Annotated in this window: 23 protein-coding genes; 21 read left to right on the top strand and 2 right to left on the bottom strand. The window is 43.4% G+C overall.

The window, feature by feature from the left end; genetic code table 11:
* Window positions 1-39: 39 nt before the first annotated feature.
* Both TOCE_RS09655 and TOCE_RS09650 read right to left on the bottom strand, forming a co-directional pair.
* A complete protein-coding gene (locus tag TOCE_RS09655; protein ID WP_425358462.1) occupies window positions 40-1500 on the bottom strand; it encodes an IS1182 family transposase in 1461 nt (486 codons plus the stop codon).
* Window positions 1501-1645: 145 nt separating this feature from the next.
* Entirely contained in the window at window positions 1646-2080 is a 435-nt protein-coding gene (locus tag TOCE_RS09650; protein WP_013276668.1) for an Hsp20/alpha crystallin family protein, read from the bottom strand.
* Window positions 2081-2296: 216 nt separating this feature from the next.
* Here TOCE_RS09650 and acpS point away from each other — a divergent pair, with 216 nt between their 5' ends.
* From acpS to TOCE_RS09545, 21 genes are all read left to right on the top strand, one after another.
* The gene (gene acpS, locus TOCE_RS09645; protein WP_013276667.1) at window positions 2297-2713 is read left to right on the top strand and encodes a holo-ACP synthase; all 417 of its coding nucleotides are present in this window, start codon (window positions 2297-2299) and stop codon (window positions 2711-2713) included.
* On the top strand, window positions 2673-4286 hold the full coding sequence (locus tag TOCE_RS09640; protein WP_013276666.1) for a bifunctional ADP-dependent NAD(P)H-hydrate dehydratase/NAD(P)H-hydrate epimerase: 1614 nt from the start codon (window positions 2673-2675) through the stop codon (window positions 4284-4286). The genes acpS and TOCE_RS09640 overlap by 41 nt, the downstream gene beginning before the upstream one ends.
* Complete coding sequence (gene alr, locus TOCE_RS09635; RefSeq protein ID WP_013276665.1) at window positions 4249-5424, top strand: alanine racemase; 1176 nt, start codon at window positions 4249-4251, stop codon at window positions 5422-5424. Before TOCE_RS09640 ends, alr begins: the two co-directional genes overlap by 38 nt.
* A 60-nt stretch (window positions 5425-5484) precedes the next feature.
* The gene (locus TOCE_RS09630; protein WP_013276664.1) at window positions 5485-5760 is read left to right on the top strand and encodes a CopG family ribbon-helix-helix protein; all 276 of its coding nucleotides are present in this window, start codon (window positions 5485-5487) and stop codon (window positions 5758-5760) included.
* Between the two features lies 1 nt (window position 5761).
* Window positions 5762-6112: a type II toxin-antitoxin system PemK/MazF family toxin gene (locus tag TOCE_RS09625; RefSeq protein ID WP_013276663.1), complete on the top strand. Its 351-nt coding sequence runs from the start codon at window positions 5762-5764 to the stop codon at window positions 6110-6112.
* Window positions 6113-6225: 113 nt separating this feature from the next.
* Window positions 6226-7461, top strand: coding sequence for an HD-GYP domain-containing protein (locus TOCE_RS09620; protein WP_013276662.1), 1236 nt, complete (start codon window positions 6226-6228; stop codon window positions 7459-7461).
* A gap of 1 nt (window position 7462) precedes the next feature.
* The gene (locus tag TOCE_RS09615) at window positions 7463-8173 is read left to right on the top strand and encodes a gamma-glutamyl-gamma-aminobutyrate hydrolase family protein (RefSeq protein ID WP_013276661.1); all 711 of its coding nucleotides are present in this window, start codon (window positions 7463-7465) and stop codon (window positions 8171-8173) included.
* 57 nt (window positions 8174-8230) lie between these two features.
* A complete protein-coding gene (locus tag TOCE_RS09610; protein WP_013276660.1) occupies window positions 8231-9049 on the top strand; it encodes a M55 family metallopeptidase in 819 nt (272 codons plus the stop codon).
* Window positions 9050-9143: 94 nt separating this feature from the next.
* Complete coding sequence (locus tag TOCE_RS09605) at window positions 9144-10301, top strand: amidohydrolase (RefSeq protein ID WP_013276659.1); 1158 nt, start codon at window positions 9144-9146, stop codon at window positions 10299-10301.
* Window positions 10302-10553: 252 nt separating this feature from the next.
* A complete protein-coding gene (locus tag TOCE_RS09600; RefSeq protein ID WP_013276658.1) occupies window positions 10554-12458 on the top strand; it encodes an OPT family oligopeptide transporter in 1905 nt (634 codons plus the stop codon).
* Between the two features lie 55 nt (window positions 12459-12513).
* Window positions 12514-12861 (top strand): PqqD family protein, encoded by a 348-nt coding sequence (locus TOCE_RS09595; RefSeq protein WP_013276657.1) that lies wholly within the window; start codon window positions 12514-12516, stop codon window positions 12859-12861.
* Between the two features lie 216 nt (window positions 12862-13077).
* Window positions 13078-15711: a sigma-54-dependent transcriptional regulator gene (locus tag TOCE_RS09590; RefSeq protein ID WP_013276656.1), complete on the top strand. Its 2634-nt coding sequence runs from the start codon at window positions 13078-13080 to the stop codon at window positions 15709-15711.
* A gap of 169 nt (window positions 15712-15880) precedes the next feature.
* Window positions 15881-16303: a PTS sugar transporter subunit IIA gene (locus TOCE_RS09585; RefSeq protein WP_013276655.1), complete on the top strand. Its 423-nt coding sequence runs from the start codon at window positions 15881-15883 to the stop codon at window positions 16301-16303.
* A 16-nt stretch (window positions 16304-16319) separates the two neighbouring features.
* Window positions 16320-16796 (top strand): PTS sugar transporter subunit IIB, encoded by a 477-nt coding sequence (locus TOCE_RS09580; protein ID WP_013276654.1) that lies wholly within the window; start codon window positions 16320-16322, stop codon window positions 16794-16796.
* A 108-nt stretch (window positions 16797-16904) separates the two neighbouring features.
* Window positions 16905-17684: a PTS mannose/fructose/sorbose/N-acetylgalactosamine transporter subunit IIC gene (locus tag TOCE_RS12675; protein WP_013276653.1), complete on the top strand. Its 780-nt coding sequence runs from the start codon at window positions 16905-16907 to the stop codon at window positions 17682-17684.
* A gap of 24 nt (window positions 17685-17708) precedes the next feature.
* On the top strand, window positions 17709-18569 hold the full coding sequence (locus TOCE_RS12670) for a PTS system mannose/fructose/sorbose family transporter subunit IID (protein WP_013276652.1): 861 nt from the start codon (window positions 17709-17711) through the stop codon (window positions 18567-18569).
* A 131-nt stretch (window positions 18570-18700) separates the two neighbouring features.
* Window positions 18701-19102: a PTS sugar transporter subunit IIA gene (locus TOCE_RS09565; RefSeq protein ID WP_013276651.1), complete on the top strand. Its 402-nt coding sequence runs from the start codon at window positions 18701-18703 to the stop codon at window positions 19100-19102.
* 19 nt (window positions 19103-19121) lie between these two features.
* Window positions 19122-19625 (top strand): PTS sugar transporter subunit IIB, encoded by a 504-nt coding sequence (locus TOCE_RS09560; RefSeq protein ID WP_013276650.1) that lies wholly within the window; start codon window positions 19122-19124, stop codon window positions 19623-19625.
* 30 nt (window positions 19626-19655) lie between these two features.
* Window positions 19656-20705, top strand: coding sequence for an Ldh family oxidoreductase (locus tag TOCE_RS09555; protein ID WP_013276649.1), 1050 nt, complete (start codon window positions 19656-19658; stop codon window positions 20703-20705).
* Between the two features lie 24 nt (window positions 20706-20729).
* Complete coding sequence (locus TOCE_RS09550) at window positions 20730-21692, top strand: phosphoglycerate dehydrogenase (protein ID WP_013276648.1); 963 nt, start codon at window positions 20730-20732, stop codon at window positions 21690-21692.
* A 21-nt stretch (window positions 21693-21713) separates the two neighbouring features.
* Window positions 21714-22346 carry a bifunctional 4-hydroxy-2-oxoglutarate aldolase/2-dehydro-3-deoxy-phosphogluconate aldolase gene (locus TOCE_RS09545; protein ID WP_013276647.1) on the top strand — a complete coding sequence of 211 codons (633 nt, stop codon included), beginning with the start codon at window positions 21714-21716 and terminating at the stop codon, window positions 22344-22346.
* The last annotated feature ends 19 nt before the right edge of the window (window positions 22347-22365 follow it).

Genomic DNA, 22365 nt, shown 5'->3' with positions numbered 1-22365 from the left:
GCGACTTGCCCAACCTTCAGCTTGTAGACAAAGCCGCTTTTAGGATGCATAACCTAAAAGCGGCTTTTTGTTGAAGGCGAAGAAAATTTTTAAGAAAAACGAATGTAAAGCGGGGACTGTTGGCGGAAACGTTCCCCGTCTTTTCTTCCATAAAGCCAGCTTTTTTAAATTCATGCATGCGAAAAGAAGCGTGAGGTAATGTCCAACTTTCCTCAAGCCTCGTAGATTTGTATAGCGCATGCCATGCTTTTCCTTCGCATCGGCAAATACCCGCTCGATGGTCTGGCCGCGCATTTTGTATAGTTCTTTACCCCATTGGGTGTGTCTTATATCTTCCGCTATTTCTATGTAATGCTCCCATATATGCCGAGTTATGATTTTTGTGTAATTTTTACTTTTGGTGCACTGTAGGCGCATGGGACATTTACAGCATATTTGGGGGTTGCTCCTATATTCCCGGTATCCCGCCCGGTTGGTGGTGCTGTATTCTAATATTTGGTTGTTGGGGCATATGTAACAATCATAATATTCGTCATAGACGTATTCGCGTTTTTTAAAGTAACCATCTTTGGTCATCGGCCTCTTGTAGGGCATAACGGGAAGCGCTCCTGCCTCAATGATTTCTCTGCATATCCCGGGGGTTTTGTAGCCTGCATCAACCACTACCGCCTCTATTTTAGAAAATTTATCGTTTACTTCTTGAAATAAATCGGAGAATACCTGGCTGTCATGAACATTTCCAGGTGCTATTTTGACACCAAGGACAAAGTTGTTCCGGTCACAGGCTACAGAAGCTGTGTAGGCAAAGCAGCGCTCTTTTTCCCCTTTTTGAAACATCCCACTTTCAGGATCTGTGGTGCTTACCCTGACTTTTTTAGAGCTATTTTCTCCTTTGTTGTTATCGTCATCATCATCTTCTTCTTCAAAGGGCTTTTTACCGTTTGCTTCCCGTTCGGCGTTGATTTCTTTTAAAAGTTCTTCCTTATATTTTTGAGTCCGTTGCTTAGCGACTTTCTCGATATATTTATTCTTATTGGCACTGGCTTTTATGTGAGTAGCATCGATAAATACTGCATCTGTTTTAACAAACCCGCATTCTATTGCTTCCATCAACACCCGCTCGAATATCTTTTCAAATAGATCACTTTCCTTAAACCGCCGTTCATAGTTTTTTCCAAAAGTTGAAAAGTGAGGTATTTTTTCTTGTAATCCATAGCCTAAAAACCAACGGTAAGCTACATTGACTTCTACTTCTCTGATGGTTTGGCGCATGGAGCGGATTCCATACAATGCTTGGAGCATGAGTAGCTTAATTAACACTACCGGGTCAATACTAGGTCTTCCTGTATTTTCGCTATATAGGTCTTTTACTTCATCATAAATGAAATTAAAGTCGATGCTTTCTTCTACTGCCCTAAGGAGATGGTCTTGAGGTACTAAGCTATCGATGCTTACTAATTCTACCTGCTCTATTATTTCTCGATTTTTCTTCGTTAACATTTCATCGCCCCACAATATTTTTGTATCTTCTTTAATTTTACTAAAAAGCTGATGATTTTTGTACTAGCTTTTGCAAAAAAAGACTGTCGACAGTTACTTTGTCGACAGTCTGAAGGTTGGGCGACTTGCCCAACCTTTAATTTCATTATTCTATTTCTATCCTGCGGCCGGTGGGTTTGCTGGGAGTGATCTTGGGGAGGATTACCTGCAGCACGCCGTTGTTGTAACTTGCCCTTATCTTTTCGGCGTCCACGTTTTCGGGTACCGGGATGGTCCTTCTGAAGCTGCCCCTGCGCCGTTCCCGGTGGATGTAATTGTCGCGCTTTTCCTCGGTAAACTCGTCATGCTGCGCTGAAATGGTGAGCAGGTTGTTTTCGTAGCGGATATCTATACTGTTTTTGTCGTAACCGGGCATATCGGCTTCTACGATATATTCGCTTTCGGTTTCCCTCATGTCAATCCTTATGGCCTGGGGTGAGAAGAAGTCGAAGAAGCTGTCCAGGAAATTCTCCACGTCGAATTCGAAAACGGCAGGGAAAAAGCTCTTTCTCCTCCAAGGAAACAATTCCCGACCGCGCATACTAACTCCTCCTTTTACAGAAATTAGTATTGGCAATTATTATTATATAATAAAGGTCAAAGAAGGTCAATATGCCTGTGCGTAAAAATTTTTTAATTTCGAAAGGTATTACGGGTAGGATATAGAATTTATATATTATATAAATATTTCTCCCGGTATAGTGTTTCACTTTTTTCTTTGCGTTATTACATCTTTTCAGAGGTGAAACTTCTATTCATGGAAATAGGAGTTGACATAGTAGAGGTCGACAGGATAAAAAAGGCCATTGAAAACGGTGAGTTTTTGACGCGAATTTTCACCGAAAGGGAAATAAATGCTTTCAAAGACAAAAAAGGGGAAGGCTACTTCCGGCATATAGCCGGCCGGTTTGCTGCCAAGGAGGCGGTGAGCAAAGCGTTATGTACCGGGATCAGGTTTTTCGGGTGGCACGATATCGAAATCCTGACAGATGCCTTAGGAAAGCCGGAAGTGAGGCTTCACGGCAGGGCCTTTGAGATACTCAAAGCCCGGGGATATTCCCGGGTTCTCGTCACCATATCGCATTCTAAGGATTACGCCGTGGCTTTTTCGATAGCGGAGGAGGGGAATAGATGTGAAGGTTGTCAGCCCTTCGACTATGAGGGATATCGATAGGAGAGCCATTAAAGATTTCGGCGTGCCCGGCATCGTGCTCATGGAAAACGCCTGCCGGGAAGTGGCAGTAGCAGTATGGAGGATTTGGGAGCGGGTTAAGGAGAACCGCCGCGTCCCTCCGAAAGTGGCCGTGTTCTGCGGAAGGGGAAACAACGGTGGAGACGGCTTCGGGGCCGCCCGGCATCTTGTAAATATGGGTTTTGAAGTTCGGGTGTTTCTTGCGTCTGACCCGTCGGAAATAAAAGGTGATGCGGCGGTAAACTTTGAGATCGTCAGGAGGATGGGGATTCCGGTAATCACATTGCGGGGTGAAACCGACCTGGAAAAGGCCCGCGGGTTTTACTCGGAATCCTTTGCCGCCGTAGACGCCCTTTTCGGCACCGGCCTCAGGGGAGAGATAAAGGGGTTTCCCCGGAGGGTGATAGAATTCATAAATGAAGGCGGCTGCCCAGTGGTGGCTGTGGACATACCTTCCGGGATATGCGGCATGACCGGGAAAGTCCTGGGAGCTGCGGTGCGCGCCGAGGTGACGGTGACCATGGGGCTGCCCAAGATCGGCCTTTTGCTTTATCCGGGCGCATCCTATGCTGGCAAGATCATTGTGGCGGATATAGGTCTTCCAGCGAAAATTCTGGATGATGTTAAGGCTGAGGGCCTGCTCCTGGACCGGCAGGTGATCTCCGGTTATTTCAAGCCCTACGCTCCGGACGCTCACAAGGGCGATTTCGGCCGGGTGTTTATCATTGCCGGGTCGAAGGGTATGACGGGAGCTGCGGCCCTGGCGGGCCTCGGGGCCGTAAGGGGCGGCGCGGGCCTTGTGACTATAGGCATCCCCGAGGGGCTGAACGACATCCTGGAGGTTAAGGTCACCGAGGTTATGACGCTGCCCCTTCCCCAGACGCACGAGGGGAGCCTGTCTATAAAGGCGCTGGAGCCTGCGCTTGATTTCGCAAAAGGGTGCGATGCCGTGGCCATAGGGCCGGGACTGTCCCGCCATGAGGAGACCGCAGAGTTCGTAAGGAAATTTGTAGCGGAGTGTCCGGTGCCGGTGGTGATCGATGCCGACGGGCTGAATGCCCTTTCCGAAGACCCGGATGTGCTGAAAAAATCGGTTGCTCCTGCAGTGATTACTCCGCACCCGGGGGAAATGGGAAGATTGCTTTCGGTAACCGCCGAAAAGGTGCAGGAGAACAGGTGGGATGCAGTGCGAGAGGCCTGCGACCGGTTCGGGTGTACCGCGGTCTTAAAGGGTGCCCGCACTCTGGTGGCTTCGCCGGATTATCCAACCTGCATCAATCCCACCGGGAATCCCGGGATGGCTACCGGCGGCAGCGGAGACGTGCTCACCGGCATGATAGCTGCCCTTGCGGCAAGAGGTCTAAAATGCCATGAGGCGGCCGCGGCAGGGGTTTACCTGCACGGCCTGGCCGGAGATCTGGCAGCCCGGGAAAAAGGAGAAATCCCCCTGATCGCGGGAGATATTTTAGATCATATCCATGAGGCTTTTAAATACGTATTAGAGGGGGAAAGCTTGGATGGATGTGAAGGTCAGGCCCACCAGGGTCGAGATTAACTTGGACAACCTGGAGCACAACCTAAAGGAGATAAGGCGGATAACCAGCCCGAACGCCGGCATATGCGCGGTGGTCAAGGCCGACGCCTACGGCCACGGTGCCGTGGAAGTGGCCATGACCGCCCTTTCGTTCGGTGCGAAATACCTCGCCGTTGCGTTCCTGGACGAGGCCGTCGTCCTCCGGGAAGCTGGGATCAGAGCTCCCATCCTAATTTTGGGTTTTACACCGGAAGACCAGTTTGATAAAATATTAGAGTATGGCATAACGCAGACCGTTTATAACGTGAGGTCCGCGGAGGTTCTGTCCCGGGAAGCCCAAAAGCGAGGCATGAAGGCAAAGGTCCACATAAAACTCGATACCGGTATGAGCCGCATCGGCTTTCCGGCCGAACCGTCATCCCTTTCCGACATCGAGAAGGTATTTTTACTGCCCGGAATAGAAGTAGAGGGTATTTTTACCCACTTTGCAAGAGCCGACGAGGAAGACAAGAGCTTTACAGAGGAGCAGTATAAAAAGTACCGCGAGACTGTCGGCGTCCTGGAAAGCCGCGGCCTTCGGGTTCCAATAAAGCACGTGGCCAACAGCGCCGCTATTATAGACATGCCCGGGATGCACCTTGATATGGTCAGGCCGGGTATAATCCTTTACGGCATATACCCTTCAGAAGAGGTGCAAAGGAGCAGAATCACTTTGAAGCCGGTAATGACCTTTAAAACAAGGGTATCCCATGTAAAAACCGTGCCCGCCGGTACGCCCATCAGCTACGGGGGCACCTTTGTCACCAAAAAGACAAGTGTTATAGCCACCCTGCCTGTAGGTTATGCGGACGGCTACCCAAGGCTCTTATCATCCAGGGCTGAAGTCGTCATAAAAGGGCGGAGGGCTCCGTTGGTCGGAAGGGTCTGCATGGACCAGTGCATGGTAGATGTCACCGACATCCCCGGAGTTCAGCCCGGTGACGAAGTAGAACTTTTTGGCACCGGCGAAAACGGCGGCGTTACCGCCGATGAAATAGCGAAAATCGTAGGGACTATCCCCTATGAGATAGTCTGCGGCATATCTAAACGGGTCCCCAGAATATATATTAAGGATGGTAAAATAATAAAAATCAAAAATCATTTGGCAGCAAAGGTATAATTTACATACGCGATTCACATAATGATACTGATTTGTTACTATTTTTTGGGGGGTGCCGCTGTGGCTGAGTTAAAAAGGATAGTCGTCAGCTTACCGGATAGCCTGTTAAAGCAGGTGGATGGCATAATATCTAAGGAAAAAAAGAACCGCAGCGAATTTATTCAGGATGCGATGAGATTATATATTAGAGAAAGGGAAAGGATAAGAATGAGAGAACAGCTCAAAAACGGTTACCAGGAAATGGCCGATATAAACCTTAGGATCGCTGAATTCGGGATAAACGAGGATTTCAGAGATCTTGCGCTTTACGAGATAAGGCTTTCGGAGAGTGACTAAAGTGCTGGTAAGGCGCGGAGATGTGTTCTATGCGGATTTAAACCCGGTTGTGGGTTCCGAACAGGGCGGTGTAAGGCCCGTCCTCGTTGTGCAAAACGACGTGGGAAATAAGTACAGCCCTACCGTAATTGTTGCTGCAATTACGTCCCAGATTGACAAGGCCAAGCTGCCGACCCACGTGGAGCTAAAGCGGGGAGAATACGGCCTGGAAAAGGATTCGGTCATTCTTTTAGAACAGCTCAGGACCATCGACAAAAGGCGATTGAGGGAGAAGATAGCTTACCTAGACCAGGAAATTATGGCAAGAGTAGATGAAGCGCTGAAAATAAGCCTGGGACTGGTGGACTTTTAAATATCAATTTCAGGAAGCCCGTAACGGGCTTATTAGTTTTTTTAAAGCAGGATATTTCAGTTTTTTTTAGAATATATACATTAACTGTATACTTTTTCGCATCGGAGGTTTGCATGGAAATTAAGGATAAACTTTTTACCGAATTAATGACCGCCCTCTCTTTGATGATGGACCTGGAAGAGAACCGGAAGCTCTACCACGCCTGGAGAGTAGGTGTGTTGGCCGAGAAAATGGCCCGGAAGGTAATGCCGGAATACGCCAACCACATATTTTACGCCGGTCTTTTGCACGACATCGGAGCCATATCCCTGCCCGACCACATGGTGCACTATACCAATCCGGATGACCACCTTCGCTATCCGGTGATTTATAACCATCCGCGCAAAGGGGCCGAAATAGTGAGGGAGATCGAACCGCTGAAAGGTGTGGTGGATATGATCCTGGACCACCACGAGCACTGGGACGGCAGCGGTTACCCGCGCGGTATTTGCGGCGACAGGATAAGCCTGGGAGGCCAGATTCTCAGGATCTGTGACACCTTTGACGTGCTCTCCAGGGTAAAACCTCCCCTTGACATCGTCGGTATGAAGACACTCCTTGCCGCCAGAAGAGGGTGGGAGTTTTCGGACCTGATGTATGAGGTCATGGTTGAAGTTCTTGGGGAAGGCAATTTCTTCGACGAGATCATAGATGAACAGAAGATAGGAGAAATGGTGTTCAAAATAGTTGAAAGCATGCCGCCCACCAAAACCGGATACTGCGAGAGGGACATATCTAAGGTTATACAGGTGTTCGGACGGGTAATAGACGCCAAACACGAATATACCGCCGGCCATTCCAGCCGGGTGGCCTTTTATACGTCCCTCATAGCCAAAAACCTGGGCCTTGCCGATAGTGAGGTGGAAAAACTCGAGTTTGCTGCATACCTGCACGATGCGGGAAAGGTGGCCATTCCCCGGGCAATACTCGATAAGCCGGGGCGCCTTACCCTGGAAGAGTTCAAGACAATGAAGAGGCACCCGGTCTATACGATGGAGATATTGAGCACGGTAGGCGCCCTTAAGGATCTGGCACCTATATCGGGACACCACCACGAGAAGTACGACGGCTCCGGATACCCCGACGGCCTGTCCAGGGACGGCATCCAACTGGGTGCCCGCATAATGGCGGTGGCCGACGCCTTCGATGCCATGACCTCAGCAAGGCCCTACCAGAAGCAGAAAAGTGGCTGGGAGGCAAAAGAGGAACTCGTAAAATGGGCGGGGTCCCAGTTCGACCCGGAGGTGGTGAAGGTGGCCGTCAGGGTTCTTCCTGACCATCCACAGCCGGAAGAAGCGGAGAGTAGATAGGGTGAAACCTCTGATAGCGATAACATGTTCGTTGGAAGATGGTAGAATTTTTCTAAATCACGGCTATTACAGGGCTGTAGAGAGGGCCGGTGGGATACCCGTAGTCGTCCCGCCTTTGGGGAGGGAGCAGGATCTCGGCGAGTTGCTCGATAGGGTCCACGGCCTTCTGCTTGCCGGGGGGCCCGACGTAGACCCGCGTCACTTCAACGAGAGCCCGCGGCCCGGTCTGGGAGAAATAAACCCGAAGCGCGATGCTGTCGAACTTTACCTCTGTCGGGAGGCTGTCAGGAGGAGAAAGCCGGTATTCGGCATCTGCCGGGGCATACAGGTTATCAACATCGCCCTGGGAGGCAGCGTTTACCAGGATATCGGGTCGGAAATAGAAAAGCCGCTCAAGCACAGGCAGGAAGCTCCAAGGTGGTACGGCAGCCACGAGGTCAGGGTAGAGAAAGATTCGATGCTTTACGGCCTGATCAAAGCAGAGACGCTCCTGGTGAACAGCTTCCACCACCAGGCCCTGAAGGATATCGCCCGCCCTCTCAGACCGGTGGCCTTCGCCCCGGACGGTCTGGTGGAAGCCGTTGAGGGTATTTCGGAGGATGCGTTTCTTTTGGGAGTGCAGTGGCATCCGGAAGAGATGTGGGAAGTCTACCCAGAGCAGCTCGAGCTGTTCAAAAGCTTCGTCGAGGCTGCCGCCCGGATCGACGAATAATTTCGGCCGGACTTTAATAACTTTTTAATAGCAATTGTAAGAAGGAGGAGGGGCTTTTTGAAGATCTACATATCCGCCGATATGGAAGGTATTTCGGGAGTCGTCTCGCTGGCTCACGTAGAACCGGGGTCCGGGGAATACGAGAGGTTTCGGCGGCTGATGACCAGAGAGGTAAACGCGGTGGTGGAGGCCGCTTTTGAGTTTGGGGCCTCCGAGGTCGTCGTGAATGACTCCCACAATAAAATGGACAATATCCTGGTGGAAGAACTGCATCCCCGGGCTTCTCTAATAAGCGGCAGCCCCAAACCACTCAGCATGATGCAGGGAATTGACGGGAGTTTCGATGCGGTATTTTTCGTCGGATACCACGCCCGGGCTGGTAGTTCCGAAGCAATAATGGACCATACCTATACCGGCAGCGTGCTGTGCGCAAAAATAAACGGCAGAGCCATGAGCGAGGCCGGATTAAACGGCAGGCTGGCGGGTTACTACGGTGTGCCAGTGGTGCTGGTGACCGGAGACCAGAACGCGGTAAGATGCGCAAGAGAGGAGCTCAACGATCCGGTAGGTGTGGTGGTAAAAGAGGCTGTTACCAGGTATTCGGCTAAGGTGTGCCCCTTCGACGTAGTGAAAGAACGGATCCGGCAAGGGGTAAAGGAAGCCCTAGAAGACGTCTCCCGTTTCAGGCCAACCATCGAGGAGGGAACCGTTGAGCTGGAAATTGCCTTTAAGCAGTCCATTTTGGCTGATGTGGCCCTTCTGATTCCTGGCATGAAAAAAAAGGATGCCAGGACCGTGGTTTACAACGCTGCTGATTATTTAGAAGCGTATAAAGTGTTCAGGGCGGCTCTGGCCATGGGCTCCGGCATACGCTAATAAGGTTAAGGCAAAAGTTGGAGCAAATAAGGTAAAATGATGAATTTTATTCGGGTAATGTATAAAAGTAAGAGGCGTGGAGGGAAGGATCAGTATGATAGCCATAAAAGGCGGCATGGTTTACACTATGAAAGGCGAAGTGTTGGAAGACGGAGTCGTGCTCGTCGAGGGCGGCAAGATCAGCAAAGTCGGGAAAAATCTGCCGGTTCCGGAGGGCTGCGAAGTAATAGATGCGCGGGGTAAATACGTGTTTCCCGGTTTTATAGATGCCCACAGCCACGTGGGGATCTTCGGAGAGGGCGTTGGGGACATCGGGGAAGACGGCAACGAGTGGACGGACCCCATCACACCGCACCTCAGGGCCCTTGACGCGATAGATCCCATGGATAAGGCTTTTGAAGATGCGGTGAAGGGCGGCGTAACCTGTGTCTTTACAGGGCCGGGCAGCGCCAACGTCATAGGAGGCCAATCCATAGCCGTAAAGACCTACGGCCGGGTTATTGATAAAATGGTCGTCAAGGCTCCGGCGGGGTTGAAGGTGGCCTTCGGGGAAAATCCGAAGCGCGTTTACGGCAACAAGAAGAAGATGCCGTCGACCCGCATGGGCACCGCCGCCCTTTTGAGGGAGGCTTTAAACAAGGCCAGGAATTACAAGGAGAAGCGGGACCGGGAGAGGAAGGAGAACGAGGTCTTTGAAAGGGACCTGAAGATGGAGGTCCTGTGCGACGTGCTGGAAAAAAAGATACCCCTCAGGGCTCACGCCCACAGAGCCGATGATATTATGACGGCCATCAGGATAGCACGGGAATTCGATGTGGACGTAACTATAGAGCACTGCACCGAGGGGCACCTGATAGCCGACGAACTGGCGGAGCTGGGCGTTGCGGCCGTTGTAGGCCCGTCGCTTACGTCCCGGTCCAAAGTAGAACTGAAGGACCTGAGCTTCAAGACTCCGGGGATACTGGCAAGTAAGGGCGTTAAAGTGGCCATAATGACCGATCACCCGGTCATACCCGTCCAGTATCTGAATATATGTGCTGCTCTGGCGGTAAAAGAGGGAATGCGCACCGAGGATGCCCTGGCCGCCATTACCATCAATGCGGCCGAGATAATAGGCATCGCCGACAGGGTGGGCAGCATCGAAGAAGGCAAGGACGCCGATATAGTCGTATGGGACGGATTCCCCCTGGAGATAATGTCGAGGCCCCAGGTCGTGATGATAGAGGGCCGGGTGGTGTATAAAAAAGAATAGATTATCCTTGTTAATAAATTGCGCTGAAAACCCGTAAAAAAGATCATACGGGCGAAAATATGAAAACGGAGGGCATATTTGGTTTTCCGTTATTGTATTATTTTCCAATCAGAATTATTAGGCATATACGAATGTTTGACATGACACTTGTACAGTGTTAGAATTTTCATAAGATACATCAAAGGGGGTGAGAAAGCGATTTGGACGATGATATGGCAGGCTGCTAAATTTATTCGTAAGGGAGGGTAAACGGTGGAAAAAAAGAAAGGGTTATCGGAGCAGGCTTATAAACTTAAGCCCGGTGAACAGTATATCCCCTATATTCCCGCTGATCGCACGGTACCCGAATTAACCGCTTTTTCAATAGTACTCGGAATCATCCTTGCTATTGTATTTGGAGCTGCCAACGCTTATCTCGGCCTAAGAGTGGGAATGACCGTAAGCGCCTCCATTCCGGCTGCTGTGGCTTCGATGGCCATTTTGCGCGGAATAATGCGCAGGGAATCTATACTCGAAAACAACATGGTTCAGACCATCGCATCTTCGGGCGAATCGCTGGCTGCAGGCGTAATATTTACAATACCCGCGCTGTTTTTGTGGAACGCCAACCCGAGCATTTTGCAGATTTCGAGCCTTGCAATTATCGGCGGATTTCTCGGTGTTCTGATGATGATCCCGCTCAGAAGGTTCCTCATAGTGCAGGAGCACGGGAAACTTCCGTACCCTGAGGGCACGGCCTGCGCTGAGGTGCTCGTCGCCGGCGAGGTCGGCGGCGTCAGTGCAAGGACGGTCTTCACCGGTCTTGGAGTAGGAGCCATTTACAAATTGATAGCAGACGGGTTTAAAATCTTTCCATCAGAGATCGAATGGCCCGTACCCGGATACAGGACGTTAATTGGTGCGGATATTCTTCCGGCGCTGCTCGGCGTAGGATTCATAATAGGGCCGCAAATAGCAGCGTATATGCTTGCCGGCGCAGTTCTCGGCTGGTTCGGCTTTATACCTCTAATTTCCCACTTCGGAAGTTACATTAATCAGGTCATATACCCTGCATCAGCTCCGATTGCCGAGCTCGATGCCTGGGGCATCTGGAGTTTTTACCTCAGGTATATCGGTGCCGGTGCGGTAGCCTTTGGCGGAATAGTAAGTTTGATAAAGGCACTGCCCACTATCATCAATGCCTTCCGCCAGTCGGTAGGCGGCTTCAGCTTAAAAGACGAAAACGAAGGTAAACCCCGCACCGACAGAGATATACCGATGAAATGGGTATTGGTGGGAACCCTTATACTGATAATTTTAATCGCTTTTAGCCCCTTCATACCTGTAGGTATTCCCGGAGCAATTCTCATCGCATTATTCGGATTCTTCTTCGTCACGGTTTCGTCCAGGATCGTGGGTATTGTTGGAAGCTCGTCCAACCCGGTTTCCGGTATGACTATTGCTACGTTGCTTTTCACAACAATAATTTTTAAGGCTCTTGGCATGACGGGACTTGAGGGAATGGTTGCCGCCATTTCGGTGGGTGGAATTATCTGCCTTGCAGCGGCCAACGCCGGTGATACTTCACAGGACCTGAAGACCGGATTCCTGGTCGGCTCCACTCCCTGGAAACAGCAGATTGGAGAATTTATAGGTGTATTCGCATCGGGATTGCTCATAGGCTTTGTTTTAATTCTCCTGAACCAAGCCTACGGCTTTGGAAGCAAGGAACTAGCAGCTCCGCAGGCAACCCTGATGAAACTCGTAATAGAAGGAGTTATGAACGGAAATCTACCGTGGTCGCTGGTATTTACCGGTTTTGCTGCAGCAGCTGTCGTAGAGCTTTTCGGCATAGCGTCACTGCCCTTTGCCGTTGGACTGTATCTACCCATTCACCTCAGCGTGCCCATCATGGTAGGCGGTTTAGTAAGAGGCTTCCTTGAAAAGGTCACGAAATCCGAAGAAGATCTGAAGAAGAAAGTTGAAAACGGTGTTCTCTACGCTTCCGGATTGATTGCCGGCGAGGGAATAATGGGAATTATCATTGCGGCTTTTGTAGCTGCAAATGTCGACATTGCTTTCGGGAATAATGTCCTCGGACAGGTCGGAGGCCTTGTTGCTTTCATAATTCTGACACTTACTCTGATCAGCGTATGCTTTAAAAAGGTTGAAGAATAAAAGAGGGGGATAATAATTCCCCCTCCTAAATTTTAATCAGGGAGTGGTTAGCGGCTTGGGCAAAGAAAACCTTCTGTTAATGATACCTGAGAGAAAACCTCACGTGAAGTGGACGGAAGATGAAAGCGGCAGTATAAAACTTTGCATCGAAAGGGATGGAATAATTGCCAGAATCCTTCAATTTGTTTTTAATGCTCCTCGAAAAATAACGCTGGACCTTGATGAAATAGGATCAACCGTATGGAAGCTGTGCGACGGTAAAAATACCATTTACGACATAGGCAATGCCCTTTCAGAAAAGTTCGGCGACAGAGTGGAGCCGCTATACCCAAGGCTTGTAAAATTTATTCAAATGCTCTGCAGTGGTAATTATTTGTTTTTAAAACAAAAGGAGGACTCTTGAAAGGAGAGATGTCCAAACCCGACGCCTTTGGTGTCTGGTTTTTATTAATTAGATTTAATGAAGTATTTGATATCGTTTAAACTATGTTCGGGGGTCTGAGCCTACAAATTGATCTCTTTTCAATAAAGAATTCGAAATTAATGTAATATTAAATTGAGCTAAATTGTAAAACGAGGTCTCCAAAAAAAGCGACTGATGAAAGGGGGGAGGAAAAGTATGTTAAGTTTAAAAAGGAAAGACAGAATTTATCAAAAATTAAGAGATCTTACCGCCTCACTATCCTTGAGTGTTGACAATAGCAGATTAGGATTTGAAGCTAGTTACATAGGTAATTTAATTGGTATTGATCGGTCTAATGCAAGCAGAGAACTTAATAGTTTAGTAAAAGAAGGAAAAGTTCTAAAAATTAAAGGTAAACCGGTTTTGTATTTAGATAGAATCTACTTACAAGAAAAGTGGGGTATAAATTTTGCTAATACAGTTATAGAGAGTCAAAAAAAGTTTATTTTAATGCTTAAAGAAAAGGGTGTATTAAAAGGTATAAAGAGAGAAATCGAAAATAATGTAACAACAAATTATGTAGAAAATAGTCTTGACAACCTCATAGGGGCTCAAGATAGCTTAAAAGACCAAATAACAAGAGCTAAAGCTGCAATACTATATCCTCCAGATGGCCTTCATACATTAATTGTTGGACCAACAGGTGTTGGTAAAACCACTTTTGCGGAAGCGATGTATAAGTATGCGATTCAGATAGGAGTGCTGCCAGAGAAATCTCCATTTATTATTTTCAATTGCGCGGATTATGCCGAAAACCCTCAATTATTACTGTCTCAATTGTTTGGCTATGTAAAAGGAGCTTTTACTGGTGCAGATAAAGAAAAAAGAGGTCTTGTTGATGAAGCTAATGGGGGAATTTTATTCTTAGACGAGGTACATCGTTTACCTCCAGAAGGTCAGGAAATGCTTTTCACATTAATGGATAAAGGGATTTATCGGAGAATGGGTGAGTCGGAAAATACAAGAAAAGCAAAGGTAAGGATAATTGCGGCTACAACCGAGGAACCGCAATCGGTTTTATTGCATACTTTTTTAAGAAGGGTTCCCGTTGTAATACAACTTCCGAGTTTGGAAATGCGTACGTTGAAAGAACGGCTGATGTTTATATATCAATTTTTTTGGGAGGAATCTCGCCGTATTAATGTGCCTATAAAAGTTTCAAAGGAGGTTATAAAAGCCTTACTATTATACGATTGTCCGGGAAATATAGGCCAGTTAAAGAATGACATCCGGCTTATATGTGCGGGAGCCTTTCTTGAGTATATGATGTCTCCGAATGGTGTAGTGGAGGTAAAACTTTCAATACTTTCCCGTCATATTCAAGAAGGATTATTTAGGATAAGGGATGCCAAGAAAAACGAGGAAATAATAAGAGAGGTTAATAATTATAAGGATGTTGTATTTGAGGGAGATAATACTGAACTAATGAATGAATTTAATAAAAAATTTCTTGGGAGTGCAGGCAATTATGAGGCAAAAGATGATTTTTATGAGATAATAGTAAATAACTGGAGGAAATATAATGAAGAGGGATTATCTTCTGAGGAAATCAGAAGAAAAATAGAAAATCAGATTAAAGAATATTTTAATAAGTATTTGCTTTCCGGTGAATCAGAGCCTAACACTATAAATCGGGATGTGGTATTAAAATTTGTAAGTCCAGATATCTTGGAAGCTGTGGAATATGCTTTAAATAATGTAAAAGATAAATTTAAAGGACTCATTGATCAACGGATAATTTATACTATAACGCTTCATATTGCGACACTTTTAGAAAGATTAAAAAAGGGCATAGTGATATCTCATCCGGATAGAGAAAATATAGCAAAAGATTACCAGTTTGAATATATTGCGGCAGAAGAAATAAAGGCTAAATTGGAAGAAAAGCTATACGTAAAAATACCCGAAGACGAAACGGCGTTTCTCGCTATGTTTTTGCATGCATTGAGAATAGGTAGAAAGGATGAAAACATAGGTGTATTAGTCATAATGCATGGGGATCATGCGGCAAGCACAATGGCGAATGTGGCAAATGTTCTTCTTGGGGTAGATCATGCAAAGGCTTTGGACATGCCTCTTGATGAAAAAGTTGAAGTTACATTAAATAAAGCTATTGACATTGTTAAGCAAATAGATAAGGGGAAAGGTGTACTTATATTGGTGGATATGGGATCCCTTACAACTTTTTCTGAGATAATTTCAGAAAGAACAGGGATTATGACAAAGACAATAGATATGGTAAGTACGCCTATTGTTATTGAAGCTACAAGAAAAGCTTTAATGCCTGATATGACTCTTGACGAACTAACGAAAGAAATCATGAGCTTGAGTTTTGCTTTTAACAATAATAAAGAGAAAAATGAAGTGATAGAATATACGCAAATAGAATTTGAAAATGATATGCCATTTTTAAAGAAAAGCTTGATTAATATACTTGATAAAACGTTGACCTTTTTAAATCCTAGTAAGGCATATAAAATTCTAGAGAGTGTGTTAAAGTGTATATTATCGGATATTGGTGCTGATATAGACGAAGAAATATTGATAAAATTCTTGTTTCATTGTTCATGTATGATAGAGAGGATTATAAGAGGTGAAAGTTTGCCTTATAGGAATTTAGATCATATTAAAAACGATCAAAGTGTTAAGTTTGAGCTTATAAAAAAACATTTTGAAATAGTGGAAGAGGTTTTTGGAATTTCAATACCTGATACAGAAATTGCGTATATAGTAGAAATGATTAGCACATATTATGGCACACTTTCTATTAGGGTTGACACATATATTTAAAAAGATCGTAACACAGATATTTTTTTTGACATACATTAGTGCTAAATGCTTTAGATTAATAGCACTAATTTTTTTTTCGCCATAATTAGCGCTTATATGACAAAATACTTGGCATGAAAGTTGCTTGTAGAATATTAGAGAAAAAGTTGTGATAGTAAGGAGTAATTTCATGATAGGAATTTTAATAGTTTCACATGGAAATTTAGGCAAGGAGCTTTTAAAAAGTGCAGAACTTATTGTAGGAAATCAAGAGCGAACAATGGCCTTGGGGCTTTTTCCAGGTGACAATATTGAGGAATTTAAAAACAATATATTAGAAACGATTAAAATGCTCGATGAAGGTGATGGGGTTTTAATTTTTATAGATTTTTATGGTGGAAGTCCATCAAATGTTACTATTATCGGCAGCAGAGATTTAGAGGATAATCTAAAAGTCGAATATATAACGGGTGTTAATATGCCTATGATTATAGAAGCATTGACCATGCGAAAAAATTATAATTTAAGCATGCTAAAAGAGCATTGTATTGAGAAGGGACACTGCGGAATAAAAGATTTACGAAAAGTTATTTCTGACTACGAAATAGCTTAAGAAGGAAGCTGATATTATGAGAGATATTGTTCTGGCGAGGATTGATGATAGATTAATTCACGGGCAAATTATAGCTTCCTGGGTAAATTATACTCAAGCTCAAAAGATTATTATTGTCGATGACGAAGTTTCCAATGATGTGTTTCTTGCCAAAGTAATAAAAATGGCAGCTCCTCAAGGTATAAAAACAGAAATTTTTAGCATTAGAGAGGCTATTTATGCCTTGAAGGAAAAATTTGTTGGTGAAGAAAGGGTGATATTGTTAGCAAAGAGCCCTTCTACAATGTATTCTCTAATAGAAGCGGAAGTTAAATTGAAAGAAATAAATATAGGGGGTATGAGTGCGGGACCGGGAAAGAGATTATTACTAAAAAATATTTTTATCTCACTCGAGGAAACAGAGATATTGAAAAGTATCTTAGCGAAAGGTATACCTGTTTATTTTCAAATTTTACCTGATGACCCTAAGCTTAATATAGACAAATATTTATAAATATTAATATACAACTACAACCTGAAAGAGGTGGGAATGCAAGTAGGATAGTAAAAGCATCGAAAATAAAATAAAAATTAAAACTTAATAATTAAGGGGGATGTAAAGATGGATCAGCAAGTTACTCTTAGTGCTGGACAAGCGGCTCTAATAGCTCTGTGGATAGCGATAGTAGAAGCGCGTGCTCTTGGATACTCTACATTGATGCTCCGCTTTACTCCTATGATGACAGGGTTGGTAGTAGGTATAGTTTTAAACAATGTTCCTGCTGCTATGACAGTTACTGCTGCAATTCAATTAATTTATATGGGTTTAATAGCCCCGGGTGGTACAATGCCAAGCGAACCAGCTGTTGCGACCGCTATAGCAGTGCCGGTTGCGGTTTTGGCCAACCTAAGTCCAGAAGCAGCAATTGCTGTAGCCGTCCCTATAGGGCTTTTAGGTAGTTATCTTTATAGTTTTAGGTTTTTTGTTAATACCTTTGTCGTTCGTTTGGCTAACAAATATGCAGATCGGCTAAATGAAAGAGGTATAACTTTCTCAATTGTCGTTCTGCCTATAATCATTAGTCTGGTCATCTTTTTCCCGACAATTTTCATTGCTCTTTATAAAGGAACGCCTCTAATAGCTGCATTAGTTAAAACAGTTTCTGCGGGGAAGATATTCCATATGTTGTCGGTCATAGGAGGAGGTTTGCCTGCCTTAGGAATAGCTTTGACACTTACTGTTATAGGCAAAAGAAAATTTATTGTATTTTTCCTTCTTGCTTATTTCATGGCCATAATTCTGAAGCCTCTTAATGTGAATACTGTGACATACGCAGTCTTAGGGACAATAACAGCTTATTTGTATGTTTCCTTAACCAATCCGCAACAAATTGAAGAATAAATCTATAAGGAGGGTAGATGAAAAATGGAGGCAAATGTAAAGAGCAAAGATTATCCTGAAAGAATTACTAACAAGGATTTGCACCGCGCTTGGTTTCGTTGGTGGTTTGTTAATGAGATTCCCCATAATTACGAAACAATGATAGCTCCGTCTTTCCTGTGGGCTATAATGCCTATTTTAAAGAAATTATATAAGAAGTCAGAAGATCTGAGAGAAGCTTTTAGAAGACACCTCCTATTTTTTAATACACAGTGTAACTGGGGTGGAGGTACTATACTCGGAATTACGATTTCTTTAGAAGAAGAAAGAGCTAAGGCTTTGGCTGAAGGAAAAAAAGATGAAGCCATTACTTCGGAAGCTATTAATAATACAAAAGTTGGTTTGATGGGACCCCTTGCGGGTATAGGAGATGCTATAGATTCTGGAACTGTACAGTATATTTTAATAGCCCTTGCTCTTCCATGGGCACAAGCAGGAAATCCTTTGGGCGCTTTAGTTCCTTGGATTGCATTCGTTACAATAACGTATCTATATGGATTTTACTTTACCAGATTGGGCTATAATTTAGGACGTGCTGCAGTTGCGGAAATAGTAAGTGGTAGCCGCATACGAAGCATAATAGAAGCATTATCAGTTTTGGGCACCTTCATGATGGGTATTCTCGCAGCTTCATACGTGAATGTAAGCACTCCGCTCAAGTGGACAATTTCTGGGAAAGAGTTTGTGCTTCAAGAAATATTGGATAAGATCTTACCCGGTATGTTACCTTTGTTTGTAGTAATGTCAATTTACCTGTATTTTTCTAGAAAAGGATTGAAGATTATACAGGTACTTCTGTGGTTGGTAGTTATTTTTGGCGTGTTAGGATTTTTGGGTATACTCTGAGAAATTATAAAAGAGGGGATGCTTTGCTTCTCCCTCTTACCTTTGTTCTGCAGTATTTTCGGTTAATTTTATTTTGCCAAGTGGCAAAACATCGATTCAAATATTTAAATGTAAGAGATGAGGAGGAACCAATGAAAGAAAAAGCTGTACTGATTATTACACATGGGAATTTTAGTAGAGAATTATTGAAGAGCGCTGAATTGATAATGGGAGAACAAAAAGATGTGGTTACACTCGGACTTAATTTAGGGGATGATATTGAATCATTGCGAATGGACGTTGAAAAAATTGTTGTAGAGAATCAAAAAGCTAATAAAGAAACGATTATTCTTGTAGATTTATTTGGCGGCAGTACATCAAATAGTGCTTTGTCAGTCTCAAAAAACTATGATGTAAAAATTTTGACAGGAGTTAATTTACCGATGTTGATAGAAATATTATCATCTAGGGATAAATATGATACGGAAGAATTGATTGAAATTGTATATAAATCAAGTGTGGATGGTATCAAAAAGCTAGGATCCAAATTATAAAAGGGAGGAAAGATCAGCGATGGGAGAAATACTTTTTGCTAGAGTGGATGATAGATTAATTCATGGACAAGTCATGACAAAATGGGCCAAAGGATTTGGATGTAATTCTGTTTTTGTGATAGACAATAACCTTGTAAAAGATGAATATATGAAAAGTATTTACCTAATGACAGCTGCCGCGTCTAATTTGCCGGCAAAAATATTAAGCGTGGATGATGCAATCTCGCTATGGAATAAAGATAACTTTGGGATTTACAAAGTTATTTTACTTTACAAGGATATTGCTACAGTAAAAGAATCCGTCGTTAAAGGTTTGCCTATCAAAAAATTGAATATTGGAGGACTTGCTAAAAGTCCGGAGAAAAAGTTTGTGATTCCAAGTGTTAGTTTAAAAAAGGAAGAAGCTGAGATGCTGTGGGAATTGGCAAATGATTTTAATGTTGAGGTCTTTTTTCAAACATTGCCAGAAAGCAAAAGGGTTAACTTAGATGCTGCTTTAAAGCTATTTGGAATAAATAAATGAGATGTGAAACTTATAGAGAGGTTGATGTCGATGCCGAAGATTATAGATGCAGATAAATTAAAAAAATTGGAAATAGAAATTTTTAAAAAGACGGGTTTTAAAGAACAAGATGCGAAAATAATAGCGGAAAGTCTCATTTATTCTGATTTAAGAGGGATAGAATCGCACGGTATATCCAATTTACCTATTTATGTAAAAAGGGCAAAATTAGGTTTGTATAATTTATCAGGCGATATAAACGTTTTAAATTTAGATAAAGATATACCACTATTATTGATTGACGGCAATAATACCATGGGACAGATCGCGGCATATAAGTCGGTTGAACCTTTATTAAATAAAGCAAAGAAAAGCGGAATTGCAGCAGCATTTATAGGGAGGACAAACCATTGTGGTTCATTAGGTTTTTATGGAAATATAGTAGCAGATAATGGCTGCATCTTCATAGGTATGACAAATGCCCCCGCATCGATGGCACCGTGGGGAGGGAAAGTCAAATTTGTTGGGACAAATCCTCTTTGTATTACGATTCCATATAACGACCAAGTGATAAATTTAGATATGGCAACTTCAACTGTGGCAAAAGGGAAAATTTATGTTGAATTATCTAAAGGTAATAAAATCCCGGATAATTGGGCTCTTAATGCAGATGGCAAACCTACAACTGACCCTAAAGAAGCTTTAAAAGGGACACTATATCCGTTAGGTGGCTATAAGGGATTTGGACTTGCAATGTTGATTGATATAATAGCCGGTCTATTAACAGGTTCATCATGGGGCCCTGATGTGGGATCGCTTCATAATGCATTAGATCGTGGTCAGGATTTAGGCATAGTATTTATAGCGATAAACATCAGCGAATTAATGCCAATCAATGAATATAATGAGAAAATTACTCGTTATATAGAAAAAATGAAATCTGTTCCAAAATCAGATGATAATAATGAAATTATGTTCCCCGGTGAACCAGAACTAAGGAGAATAGAAGAACGTTTAAAAAATGGAGTTCCTATAAACGACCAAACGTATGAGGAAGTAATAAAGATAGCAAAGGAGTATGACATAGACTTTGAAGAATAAAGTAGAGAAAAATGGAGGCTCGAAATGAGGAAGAAAGTATTAATAACACCGAGATCTTTTGGCAAGACAAGTAATGTTCCATTTGAAATGCTAAAAAAATACGATTATGAAATTTTGATAAATAACTCAGGGAAACCGTATGAAGAATCTGAATTGATTAAAATAATAAGGGATGTTGATGGCATTATTGTAGGTTTAGACAAAATAACGAGTAATGTATTAAAAAATGCAAAAAAGCTGAAGGTCATAACGAAGTATGGAGTTGGGGTAGATAATATAGATATTGAAGAAGCTGACAAGTTAGGAGTAAAAATTACTTATACCCCTGGTGCAAACACAGAATCTGTAGCAGATTTAACCTTTTCTCTGATGCTGTGTTTAAGCAGAAATGTTATTAAGTTAGATAATATAGTGAGGAGCAACAAATGGGAAAAGATAATTGGCTGTGAAGTTTATGGTAAGACTTTAGGGATCGTCGGTACAGGAAATATTGGTAGGAGTGTTGCCAAAAGAGCTACAGGTTTTGATATGAGAATATTAGCTTATGATAAATACCCTGATTATGATTTTGCAAATAAACTAGGTGTAAAATATGTTGATAAAAAGACATTATTTGAAGAAGCAGATTTTATAACATTACATTTACCGCTAAATAAGGAAACATATCATTTTGTCGACGAAGAGGAATTTAATCTCATGAAAAACACTGCATATATAATTAATACTTCTCGGGGTGGAATTATAAACGAGGCTGTACTATATAACGCTTTGAAAAACAAAAAAATAGCAGGAGCAGCATTAGATGTTTTCGAAGAAGAGCCACCATTAAATAGCAAACTGTTTGAATTGGATAATTTAATTTTATCACCCCACTGCGGGGCAGCTACTATAGAAGCCTCGGAGAGGATGGCAATTATGGCGGTAGAAGGGCTTATTAGTGTATTGGAAGATATGGAGCCCAAATATCTTTATGAGAATAAGAAATAAAACTTATTGGAGAGGATACAAATGAAAAAGCATGAAATTATTGAGAAACTTAAAAAACTTAAAATAACAGCTGTAATTAGAAATAGTGATATAAACACAATATTTTCTTTAGCCGATGCCTTAAAAAAAGGAGGTATTGAGGCTTTAGAAATAACCGTTGAGGCTCCTGGGGCTCTAGATGTAATTAAAGAATTGAGTAAAGGCAATAAATATTTTGTTGGAGCTGGAACAGTATTGGATGCGGAAACGGCAAGGGCTGCTATTTTAGCAGGTGCGAAGTTTATATTTACACCGGTTATGAAGCTAGATGTAATAAAATTGTGCAATAGATATGGTATACCTGTAATTCCCGGGGCTACAACACCCACAGAAATTTTAACAGGTTATGAGGCAGGAGCGGATTTCATTAAAGTTTTCCCTGCCGGTGTATTCGGACCTCAATATATTAAAGAAATTTTAGGACCACTTAAACATATACCTATTTTTGTTACAGGAGGGATTAATAAAAATAATATTAAAGACTTTATTTTAGCGGGTGCAACAGGCGTGTCATTAGGAGGAGCATTAGTAGATAGAGATCTTATAGCAAAAGGTATGTTTGATAAAATAACCGAAAGGGCTATCGAGTTTGTAAATTTAGTAAATCAAGTTTAACTCATTGGCAGGTACAATT

It is taken from the genome of Thermosediminibacter oceani DSM 16646 (genome assembly GCF_000144645.1).
Classification (GTDB): Bacteria; Bacillota; Thermosediminibacteria; order Thermosediminibacterales; family Thermosediminibacteraceae; genus Thermosediminibacter; species Thermosediminibacter oceani.
The sequence above is the reverse complement of the archived record's forward strand: the minus strand, read 5'-3'. Positions and strand labels throughout refer to the sequence as shown.